Source organism: Flavobacterium polysaccharolyticum (assembly GCF_038739875.1).
Classification (GTDB): domain Bacteria; phylum Bacteroidota; class Bacteroidia; order Flavobacteriales; family Flavobacteriaceae; genus Flavobacterium; species Flavobacterium polysaccharolyticum.
Window position 1 is genome coordinate 30,779 of record NZ_JBCGDP010000003.1, and the last position, 12,100, is coordinate 42,878.

General features: G+C 35.6%; 6 protein-coding genes. 4 read left to right on the forward strand and 2 right to left on the reverse strand.

Going from position 1 to position 12,100, the window contains the following annotated elements:
* Positions 1–4: 4 nt before the first annotated feature.
* Complete coding sequence (locus tag WFZ86_RS03630; protein ID WP_342690668.1) at positions 5–643, reverse strand: ribonuclease H1 domain-containing protein; 639 nt, start codon at positions 641–643, stop codon at positions 5–7.
* Between the two features lie 260 nt (positions 644–903).
* On the opposite strand from WFZ86_RS03630, the gene WFZ86_RS03635 reads away from it, so the two are divergent.
* Positions 904–1,293, forward strand: coding sequence for a (deoxy)nucleoside triphosphate pyrophosphohydrolase (locus tag WFZ86_RS03635; RefSeq protein ID WP_342690669.1), 390 nt, complete (start codon positions 904–906; stop codon positions 1,291–1,293).
* Positions 1,290–4,436 (forward strand): DEAD/DEAH box helicase, encoded by a 3,147-nt coding sequence (locus WFZ86_RS03640; protein WP_342690670.1) that lies wholly within the window; start codon positions 1,290–1,292, stop codon positions 4,434–4,436. The genes WFZ86_RS03635 and WFZ86_RS03640 overlap by 4 nt, the downstream gene beginning before the upstream one ends.
* Positions 4,437–4,439: 3 nt before the next feature.
* Here the strand turns inward: WFZ86_RS03640 and WFZ86_RS03645 are convergent, their stop codons facing one another.
* On the reverse strand, positions 4,440–4,658 hold the full coding sequence (locus WFZ86_RS03645) for a helix-turn-helix domain-containing protein (RefSeq protein WP_342690671.1): 219 nt from the start codon (positions 4,656–4,658) through the stop codon (positions 4,440–4,442).
* 168 nt (positions 4,659–4,826) lie between these two features.
* Between WFZ86_RS03645 and WFZ86_RS03650 the strand changes: the two genes are divergently transcribed.
* On the forward strand, positions 4,827–9,773 hold the full coding sequence (locus WFZ86_RS03650) for a translocation/assembly module TamB domain-containing protein (protein WP_342690672.1): 4,947 nt from the start codon (positions 4,827–4,829) through the stop codon (positions 9,771–9,773).
* 26 nt (positions 9,774–9,799) lie between these two features.
* Positions 9,800–12,088 carry a translocation and assembly module lipoprotein TamL gene (gene tamL, locus WFZ86_RS03655; protein WP_342690673.1) on the forward strand — a complete coding sequence of 763 codons (2,289 nt, stop codon included), beginning with the start codon at positions 9,800–9,802 and terminating at the stop codon, positions 12,086–12,088.
* Positions 12,089–12,100 lie beyond the last annotated feature (12 nt).

Consider the following 12,100-nt stretch of genomic DNA (forward strand, 5'->3'; position numbering starts at 1 on the left):
AAATTTATTTTCTACCAAAATCGGCTGGATTTTCACCCCAAGCTTTGGTTTCCCATTTTAATAATTCATTTTCATAAGTGTTACTTTTAAGCCATTTTTCAGCTCTAGCTAACATTTCAAATAACTTTTTGTTTTTTTCACTGAATGAGTGATTAGTTCTTGCTTTTTTTTCTTTTATCCATCCTAAAGCTATTTTACTATCCGAATAGATAGGTATAGTCCAATGCCATTGTTTACACAAAGCCAAAGCATGTACTATCGCTAAAAATTCAACCATATTAATGGTACCATCTTCTAACGGTCCCACATGAAATAACACTTCACCAGTTTTAATATAAACCCCTTGATATTCCACTAATCCTGTTGTATTGTCCCAAGCCCCATCAACAGCTATTGCATCTTCTATTGGCTCACCAATTAACGCTAATTCTTCTTTTGATAAGTAGCTAACTACCTTTTTATTTCTACCAACATAATCTGAACTTGAACTATGAAATGCTTCCTCTGCTAATTCTTTTGATTCAAACGATTTAAAAACCGCGCCATCAAATCCGTTAGTTTGAGCTTTACAATCCTCCCAAGAAGAAAAAATACCAGTTTTTCTTCCTTTCCAAACTACATAATATTTAGGCCTTTTTGCCATTACACTGAAAATTAACTTTTTAAAATTTTAAATACTTAAGCAGCGGACATCACAATCAATAAAACAAAATCACATGATTAATAATTCGTTAGTAATCTCCTTTGAAATACCAATTATTATTTGAAAGATAGTTTATAGCGATACTTATTTAACTCATAATACACTAAGTAAAGACTTATAAAAATACATAAAATTAAATCAATAATTTATTACTTTTCGAAATTTGAATCAAAAAGTTTGTCTAATTTTAAAAAAAATACATGATGATAAATGTAACTTGTGCAATCATTAAGATAAACAACAAAATACTAGTCACTCAAAGAAGTGAACAAATGAAATTGCCTTTAAAATGGGAATTCCCAGGTGGAAAATTGGAAGAAGGTGAAAATGTAATTGAATGCATTAAAAGAGAAATCAAAGAAGAAATCAATATTGAAATTGAAGTTGTAAGACAATTATCAAATAGTATTTATAATTATGGAACTTTTACCATTAATTTGATTCCATTTCTATCAAAATATGTTTCAGGAGAAATTATTTTAGCCGAACATAATGATTATAAACTACTTGACAAATCAGAACTTTTACATTTAGATTGGGCTGAAGCTGATTTACCGATTGTTGAAGAATTTCTAAAACTGGAACTATGAACCAAGGATTGTATGAAGAATTAGTTACTAAACTAATAAACTATAAGTTAAACGAATTAAACAAAGACACTTTTCAGGTAAAGAAAACTTCAATTGACAAAGCAGAAGCTGCTCAATTATTATCTCAACATATCGGCAAAACGATAAAGCAAGCTTTTAATTTAATTAAAGGTGACGACATACTGGAAACTCAAATTGAAATCGCCAATAAAATCATTTTATTTTTAAAAGAAGAATTAAAGAAAGAAGAGTTTGAGGATGATTTGATAGAAACTGAAGGGAAAATATTGAAAGCTGTATTTACCAAAGTTGACAGTCACTTTACTGATTTAGATTTACACTTAAAAGAAATTACACCTTACACAAGATTAATTCATAGTGAACTTTTTACAGGAGGAAATTCAGGAACAACTTTAGAAAGTGAATTAAGAAAAGAAATTTTATCATCGGATGAAATCGATTTACTAGTTTCATTCATTAAATGGAAAGGAATTAGAATTCTTGAAAGAGAACTAAAAGAATTTACTGAAAGAGGTGGTAAACTGAAAGTAATCACAACTACTTATATTGGAGCAACGGACGCAAAAGCAGTGGAGTTTTTGTCATCATTAAAAAATACAGAAGTCAAAGTATCTTATAATACTGGTAATGAAAGATTACATGCGAAAGCGTATTTATTTCAAAGAAAAACAGGTTTTCATACTGGCTACATCGGGTCATCCAACTTTTCACGTTCTGCTTTGACCGATGGATTAGAATGGAATTTAAAAGTAACTACCAAAGAAGTTGGTCATATCATTGACAAGTTCAAGAAAACATTCGAAGCCTATTGGCAAAATTCTGAGTTTGAATTATATGATAAAAATATTCATTCCGTAAAATTAGTAGAAGCTTTAAAACAAGGGAAAATTTCAAAGGAATATACTTTTACAACTTCTTATTTTGACATAAAACCTTTTCATTATCAAAGTGAAATACTTGAAAAACTAGAAGTGGAAAGGTCAGTACACAACAGATATAGAAATCTTTTAGTTGCTGCAACAGGAACAGGAAAAACAGTCATTTCAGCTTTTGATTATAAAAATTTCAGAAATAATAATGAATCATCAAAAATACTTTTTGTCGCTCATAGAAAAGAAATTTTGCAGCAAGCAAAAGCTACGTTTCAAGGAGTTTTAAAAGACAATAATTTCGGTGATTTATGGGTTGACGGATTGGAACCCAATTCAAATGAATATGTTTTTGCTTCGGTTCAAACTTTGAATAATAGACTTAAAGACATCAAAGTTTCACCTGATTATTATGATTTTATCATAGTTGATGAAGTACATCATATTTCAGCCGCAACCTATCGACCTATAATTAATTACTTCAAGCCAAAAGTGCTTTTAGGATTAACAGCTACTCCTGAAAGAATGGATGGTGAAGATATTTTGGAGGATTTTTGCAATCGTATTGCTGCTGAAATTAGACTTCCAGAAGCACTAAACAAAAAATTATTATGTCCGTTTCAATATTTTGGAATAACAGATAGTATTGACTTAACGAACGTTAAATGGGAAAAAGGCAAGTATGTTGCCAGTGAGTTGACAAGCTTATACACAAAAAACGATGTGAGAGTTGGACAAATAATCTCAAATCTTGAAAAATACACAAACGACCTAAATGATGTCAGAGCTATTGGATTTTGTGTTACTCAAGAGCATGCTCTTTTTATGACAGAAAAATTCAATTTAGCGGGTATAAAAGCTGAATGTTTAACAAGTAAAAATTCAAATGAAAGAGAAAAAATTCGGGCACAATTCAAGAAAAAGGAATTCAATTACTTATTTGTAGTTGATATTTTCAATGAAGGTGTTGATATTCCAGAAATTGATACTGTATTATTTTTAAGACCAACTGAAAGTTTAACGGTTTTTCTTCAACAATTAGGACGTGGTTTGCGTTTAGCAGAAGAAAAAGATTGTTTGACCGTTTTGGATTTTGTTGGCAATTCAAGACCAGAATATGATTTCGAAAGTAAGTTTAGAGCGCTGATTGGAAAAACTACTACATCTGTTCAAAAGGAAATAGAAGATGATTTTCCTCATTTACCTTTAGGATGTTCAGTTATTTTAGAAAAGAAAGCAAAAGAAACTATTTTAGAAAATATAAAAAGAGCAACATCTTTAAATGTAAATCAGTTGATAACAAAGATTAGAAATTTCCAACATCAAACCACCTTGCCTTTAACATTAGAAAATTTCATTAGTTTAAATCATTTATCAATAGAAACAATTTACAAAAAAGACAGTTGGTCAAGATTATGTCAAAAAGCAGGAGTGATTGATGATTTTGAACAAATTAATGAAAAACAAATTTATTCAGCCATTGGTAAAAAATGGTTGTCTACAAATTCCATAAGTTATTTCAATTTCATCTTACAAATAGCAAAGCAAAATTTCAATATTAGAATCAGTGATTTTAGTGAAAATGAAAAAACAATGCTGTTAATGGTTCATTACGATGTTTGGCAAAATGCGGGAAATTTTGATTCTTTAGAAAAAAGTATAAATCAAATTGGAAAAAACAAAACTCTTGTTAAGGAAATTATAGAGGTCCTAGAAATATTAATTGATAAAATTGGTTTTAAAGAAATTGACATTGAACTTCCTTATGAACAGCCATTAAAATTGCATGCTCGATACACAAGAGATCAAATTTTGGTAGCATTCAGAATGTCAACTTTTGAAAAAAGATCTTCAAACGCAATTGGTGTTGGTGTTGCTGAAAACAAAGAGATAAATACAGAAATTCTTTTTATAGATCTAATTAAATCTGAAGAAGATTACTCCCCAACAACACTTTACGACGATTATGCTATTAGTGAAACTTTATTTCATTGGCAATCTCAAAATCAAACAAGAAATGATAGCGGAAAAGGATTAACTTATATTAATCACGAAAAATTAGGAAAAATAATACTCTTATTTGTTCGAGAAAAATCTACAAATGAATTTAAAAATACAAATGGATATGTTTTTGTTGGCAAAGGAATTTTTAAGGAATACGAAGGTTCAAAACCAATGAGTATTAAATGGGAATTAAATGAACCCATGCCAAATTATTTATGGAAAGAATCTGCTAAAATGTCTGTAGGTTAATAATCATTTAAACTTTTCATCATTAAAGAATATCGATAAATTAGAGTTAAGCGCAACAACTATTTTTTCTAAAATTTCTATTGAAACATTTCGTTTCCCTTTTTCTATATCTGAAATGTAGTTTCTATCCACATCAGAAATGTTGGCTAAATACTCAATGGTAATATCCTTTTCTAGCCTGATAATCTTGACTTTGTCTCCTATTTTTTCTTTTATATTCATGTTTCTAAAAATACTTTTACGCCTACAATTGTACCGCATACAATAGTAAGCAAAGCGACGTTAGTTGTTAACAAATTATACTTCATAAAGTAACCACAATCTCTCCTCCCCAACCCACCACTTGCTACTTTATTTTAAAAAAGCTACTTTTATGCTAAAATCGATCCCTTGAGACCCAACATAAAGAAAAGTATATCGGTCGTGCGTAAGCTAGTGCTGGGAGGCATCCTATTGTTGCTACTTTTGGGTATCGCGCTGCATTTACCTTTTGTACAACGTCTCGCCAAAGACCAAGCAGTCGATTACCTACACCAAAAAATCAAAACCAAAGTACACATTGACTCGCTTTCGTTTGGGCTTTTTCAACCCATACAAGTGCACGGCTTGTATTTATTTGATCAAAAAAAAGACACTTTACTAGCAGGACAACACCTCGCTATCGATTTTAGCCTAGTCGATTTGGTTAGCAATAAACTAACGTTAAATAGCCTTGCATTAGAAGGCATCACTGCCAAAATAGACCGCAACCGTCAAGGCACTTTCAACTTTGATTACATCACCCAAGCGTTTGCTGCTCCAGAAAAACCAGAAGAAGAGCCTTCGGAACCTATGGCCATCGTCCTGCGTAAAATCAATCTGAATCAAATACGCTTCGTCTATAATGATGCCAAAGAGCCTATCAAGGCCACACTACAACTCAAACACTTCGACACCGAATTCCAAACCTTCGATTTAGAAAAACAAGAAATCGACCTGCCTAAAATCAAAGTCACAGGACTCACCGCAGACGTATGGCAAGCCCTAAAAGCAACTCCCAAAACGGTAGTGTCTAACAAAATAGTTACCACCCCAACACCCGTTTGGAAAATCAACCTTGGTGAAATTGATATTCGTAAAGTACAACTCGATTACTTAGAATCCGTTCAACAAACCAAAGCCCACGTTTCCTTCAAACGCTGGTACACCAAAATAGATTTGATTGATTTGGCCAACGAACTCGTAGTCATCAACACCCTGAATTTCGAAAACCTAAGAGGTGCCGTAGCTTTGGGTAAAGTGAATAAGATTGCGGCTCCCAAGCTCGCCAACCCCGCCGAAAAACCGAACCAATGGGAAGTAAAAATCAATCAAACCGATGTCGCTCAACTGTTTTTTCAGTTTGACAACAACAACTTTAACCGCCTGAGCAAAGGCCTGGATTACAACCATATCCAACTCAAGAAAGCCCACCTCAAAGCGGCTAATTTTCATTACAAACCCGAATCAATTGCGGTCAACATAGCCTCTTTTGCTGGAAAAGAACAAAGTGGTTTGGTCATAGATTCTCTCTCCACCGACTTTTTCTTTGGTCCTAAAAACAGCTATTTGAAAAAGTTGTACCTCAAAACACCTCAAACCCTTTTGCGCAACCAAGTGCTTTTAGGCTATCCTTCTATAGCGGCTCTAAGTAAAAATCCGGGTGAGATATCCGTAAAGACAAATCTAAAAAAGAGTCAGTTGGGTTTCAAAGATGTCCTTTTGTTGGCGCCTCAACTCACCAACACCAATCCGTTTGCGAGTAATCCTAAAGGAATTTTGCTAATTAACAGTACCGTTTCGGGCAAACTGAATCGCATCGAAATTCCCAATCTCGAAGTGAGCGGCATTGGCAAAACCAAATTACAAGCTAGCGGTTCTATCGTAGGCTTACCCAATGTAGACCAAGCCCGATTCGACATCGTCATTCAAAATTTTGAATCATCGGCACAAGATATTAAGCAATTCGCACCCAAAGGAAGTTTGCCTTCGAACCTTAGCTTACCCAATCAATTGAGCGGAAAAGGAAGTTTCAAAGGAACGATTCACTCCTTTTTTACCGATGTGGTGCTGAATAGTAGTTTTGGCAAAGCCAAAGTAAAAGCCACCTTCGACCAACGCCAAAAAAACAAAGAACGTTACGACGCCCAAGCCGAGTTGACCAATTTTGATATCGGTCGTTTGATTCAGAATAAAGATTTGGGAAAAATAAGTAGCCGCATCCGAGTAAAAGGAATGGGATTGAACCCCAAAACAGCAACAATTGTAAGTACAGGGACAGTATCGAAACTGATGTACAATAAGTATCCCTATCAAAATTTGAGTTGGAATGGCGCAATGAAACAAGGGCTTTTTGAAGCCACAATGGATGCGAACGACCCCAATTTGACCTTTACTTTGTCAGGAACTGGAAACTGGAAAGACAAATATCCCAAAGGAAAAATCAAACTCAATCTCGACATCGCCGATTTAGAAAAACTAAACCTTCACGCGGGGCCTTTAAAACTGAAAGGCGAAGTCGATGCGGATATCCTTTCCGCCGATTTGGATAGACTTAACGGAACGATAGTCGCACACCAACTCGTAATCACCAATGAAAAAGGAGCGTTCCCGATAGATTCTGTTCAATTTAAAGCGGTATCCACTAAAGAAAAAACCGAATTGCTCTTGCATTCTAGCCTTATGGATGCGACTATGGAAGGACAATTTAAAATTAGCCAATTGGCAACGGCTTTACAAAACTCGATAGCGCATTATTACAATACGACACCAAAAGCCAAAAGAAAAACAACGGCTCCGCAACACTTCAGCTTTACGCTCAACACCAAAGAAAGTCCGTTGTTTGCCCAGTTATTGCCTGAGGTAAAGGAATTGGCTCCCATCCAGTTTTCGGGACGTTACAATTCGGTAAACGATTCGATTGCAGTCACTGGAAAAATGCCAAAACTAGTGTATGGCAATCAAACCATCACCAATGCCGATTTGAACATTTCGACCAATGACAATGCGCTGAACTATAGCGTAACCATTGACGACATACAAAATCCACAAATGCAATTGCCTTTTACTTTACTGTCTGGAAAAGTAGCCAACAATCAAATCGATTATGCCTTACAACTTAAAGATAATAAAGACAAAGAGCGTTATTCTCTTTCTGGAAATGTAAAAACCAATCAAGGCAATACTTTGCTCCACTTGGATAAAAATGTCTTGCTGAATTATGAAAATTGGCAACTACCAGAAAAAAATCAAATCGTTTCGACGCCAAAGGGATTAATTATTTCAGATTTCAAACTAGAACACGAAGGAAGCAGTATTAGTGTGCAATCGCAAACGCCAAACGCCAATGCACCTATCGCTTTAGCATTTGAAAACTTCGACATACAAACGATAAGTAGTATGGTCGAAAAAGACGACTGGCAAATGAGCGGAAAAATCAACGGAACGGCTGTGGTCAAAAACATAGCGACGCAACCACTTTTCACCTCGGATATAAAAATCGACGCCTTTACTTTCAAAAAAGAACCCGTGGGTGATTTTGTGATTCAAATTAAAAACGAAAGAGAAAACGAATACGATACTCACGTAGCCCTCACAGGTCAAGAAAATGACGTAAAACTAGACGGAACGTATAGCAGCCAAAGCGATAGCTTCGATATGAAATTGGCCATAGCGAAACTCAATATGAAGAGTATTCAAGGTTTTTCAATGGGGCAATTGATTAAAAGTAGTGGTTATTTATCTGGGAACTTCGACATCAAAGGAACAACTGCCGAACCAAATTTAAATGGACTCTTGCAATTTAACAACGTTGGCTTCAATGTAAAGCAACTCAATGCCAGCTTCAATTCCATTAATGACGCTATTATTGTTGAAAATCAGAAAATAATCTTCAAAAAATTTACCATCAAAGACGAAAAAAACAATGACTTGATTATTGATGGTCTAATTAACACGACTTCTTTGGACAACCTCGCTTTTGATTTGGCCATTGATGCTAAAAACTTTAAAGCCATCAACTCCAAAGCAAAAGACAACGAATTGTTCTATGGCGAATTATTCCTAGACAACCACATCACTATTGCTGGAACTAGTAAAAATCCAATAATCAAGGGCGCAATTAAAGTAAATAAAGATACTCGCTTTACTATTGTTGTCCCACAATCCGACCCCTCAATAGCCGACAGAGAAGGCATTGTTGAGTTTATCGACCAAGACCATCCTGTGCTGGCGACTACTGTAAAAGGGGATGAAAAAGCCAGTCAAAGCGACATTATGGGCATCAATGCATCAGTGGATATTACGGTAGACAAAGACGCCGAATTGACGATGATTATTGATAAAACAACGGGCGATTTTGTAAAAGTAAAAGGCACAGCCAACTTAAACGGTGGTATTGACGCCTCTGGAAAAACTAATCTAACAGGAAAATACGAGATAGAAGAAGGACAATATGAAATGACGTTCAGTTCCATCAAAAAGAAATTCGACATCAAAAAAGGAAGCTACATTTTATGGAAAGGTGAACCTATGGAAGCCGATATCAATATTACCGCAGTGTACAAAGTGACCACGGCGCCTATCGACTTGGTGTTAAGTCAAATTGGTAGTATTTCAGACTCAGAAAAAAACACCTATAAAGAGAAAATTCCGTTTGAAACCGAGCTAAAAATGACAGGGGAAATTATGAAGCCAGAAATTGCATTTGATATCGTAATGCCAGAGAACAATTCGGTTTCCTCAAAGGTAATGAGTACTACCAAAGCCAAACTTGAACAATTACGCCAAGACCCGAACGAAATGAATAAACAGGTTTTTGCTCTATTGGTTTTGGGTAATTTTATGGGCGAAAATCCGTTGTCTAGCGAATCAGGTTTCTCTGCCGAATCAATGGCAAGAGGAAGTGCAAGTAAAATTTTATCCAATCAATTGAACAACTTTGCTGGTAATTTAATAAAAGGTGTCGAATTGAATTTTGATTTACAATCTACCGAAGATTACTCTAGTGGGCAAAAAGAAAACAAAACAGATTTGAATCTAGCTGTATCCAAAAAGCTGTTCAATGATCGAGTAAAAGTTACCGTAGGCAGTAGTTTTGAATTGGAAGGTAGCCAACAAGCCAATGAAAAAGCTACCAATATTGCTGGCGATGTCTCCATCGATTACCAAATCACAAAAGACGGACGCTATAAAGTGAGAGGGTATCGCATCAACAAATACCAAGTAGCCCTTCAAGGGGAAGTAGTCGAAACAGGCGTTTCTTTCATTATTACGATGGATTACAATAAATTTAAAGAGTTGTTTCAGAGAAGTAAATAAGGAATCAAAACCAAAGTACAGTGAAAATGTATCACAAAATAGTATTCATTTTGCTTGTCGCCATAGGGCTTCAAAGCTGTTCTTCTACTAAAAATCTAGCAGAGGGCGAATTGCTGTATATGGGTGCCAAAGTAACTGTTGAAGGGCCAACCAGCTCAAAAGAAAAAAAAGCATTGGCTACAGAATTGAATGCTTTAGTACGTCCGATTCCCAATCAATCTTTCTTAGGCATTTATCCAAAACTATCCATTTACAATCTGGCAGGAACACCCAAAACCGAAAAAGGATGGCGGAATTGGTTGCGTACCAAAGTAGGTGAAGCACCCGTTTTGAATACCAAACTAGATCCCGAATACAATCGCTTAGTGCTGCAAAATTATTTGGAAAACAAGGGGTTTTTCAATGCAAAAACCAAAGCGGATACTATTATAAAAGGCAAAACCATTCAGGCGATATACACCGTCACACCTTCGAAACAGTACCGCATCAAAAAAGTGGTTTTTCCTAAGGATTCCTCGGATTTGTCCAAAGCCATTAGCAGTACCGAAAGAAGAAATTTGCTCAAAATCGGCAATACCTACAACCTAGAAACCATAAAAGAAGAGCGCGTCCGTATCGACGAACGCTTAAAAGAATTAGGGTTTTATTACTTCAGTCCTGAATATTTAAAAATTCAAGTGGACTCAACCGTCGCCCAACAAGAAGTCGATTTGATTGTAAAAGTAAAAGAGGAAACACCCGCCCGTGCCCGATTTATTTATAAAATCAACCAAATTGTAATTTATCCCAATTACACCTTGGGAGCCGACACCATCAGCGCCTCCAAAAAAGCCGTCACTCAATACAACGATTTTACAATCGTAGACCGTGATTCGTTGTTCAAACCCAAAATTTTTAATCGCGCACTGTACTTCAAAAAAGGTGATGTGTACAACCGTACCAATCATAATCTATCCTTAAATCGTTTGGTGAATTTGGGTGTGTTTAAATTGGTCAAAAATGAATTTCACCCTTCGTTGATAGAAAGCAATTACTTAGATGCCTTTTACTATTTATCGCCTTTAGAAAAAAAATCCTTCCAATTTGAAGTTTTAGCCAAAACCAACTCAGCCAATTACCAAGGAACAGAATTAAACGTAAATTGGAGTAATCGAAATACCTTTAGAGCAGCAGAATTACTTTCAATTTCTATATTTGGTGGATATGAAATTCAAATTTCTGGGCAAAATAATGGCTATAACGTCTACCGTTTAGGTACGGAAGCTAACTTAATTTGGCCACGAATGATATCCCCTATCCGCTTCAAAATGAGCAATCGCTTTACTCCAAAAACCAAGGCGACTTTAGGCTATGAATTTCAAGATCGCCAGCAATTGTACAGATTACAAACCTTTAAGGCGCTGTTTGGGTACAACTGGAAAGAAAATGCACGACGAGAACATACACTAAACATAGGTGAAGTCATTTTTGCCCGACCTCAAAACGTAACGCAATTGTACCTCGATGAAGTAGCACTCAATCCCTCATTGGGTAAAGTGATTGAACGCCAACTTATTTTTGGCCCCACCTACTCTTACACCTACTCCAACACGGCACAAAGAAGAAAGAAAAACACCATTTATTACAAAGGCACAGTAGACATATCGGCTGCGGTGACAGGTTTAATTGCTGGTGCCAACATCGACAAAAAAGACACACTAAAAGTCTTTGGAGTGCCTTTCAGCCAATATGTAAAATTCGAAAATGAATTCCGCCATTTTATAAAATTAGGAAAGGAAACCCAATTGGCGAGTCGAATTATTGTAGGTACCGCTTTGCCTTTTGGAAATTCTAAAGAAATGCCTTTTATCAAACAGTTTTTTATTGGAGGAACCAACAGTATTCGTGCCTTTAGAGCGCGTTCTATTGGACCGGGAAGTTACTTTGATCAAGCGATAAACACCAACGGCTTTTTGGCGGATCAATCAGGAGACATCAAAATCGAGCTCAACACGGAATACCGTACTACCTTGTTTAATTTTGTGAAAGGAGCTGCTTTTATTGATGCGGGAAATATTTGGTTACTCAATGAAAACAAAGACAAACCAGGAGCCAAATTTTCTAAAAACTTTATGAAAGAAATGGCGGTTGGCGCTGGACTTGGATTGCGTTTTGACTTGTCTTTCCTCATCCTCCGAACGGATTTTGCTTTCCCACTTCGTAAACCCTATCTTCCTGAAGGGAATCGTTGGGTAATGGACCAAATCAACTTGGGGAATGGAGCGTGGAGAAAAGAAAATTTGATTTTTAATTTGGCGATTGGGTATCCGTTTTAGTATTTCTTAAAC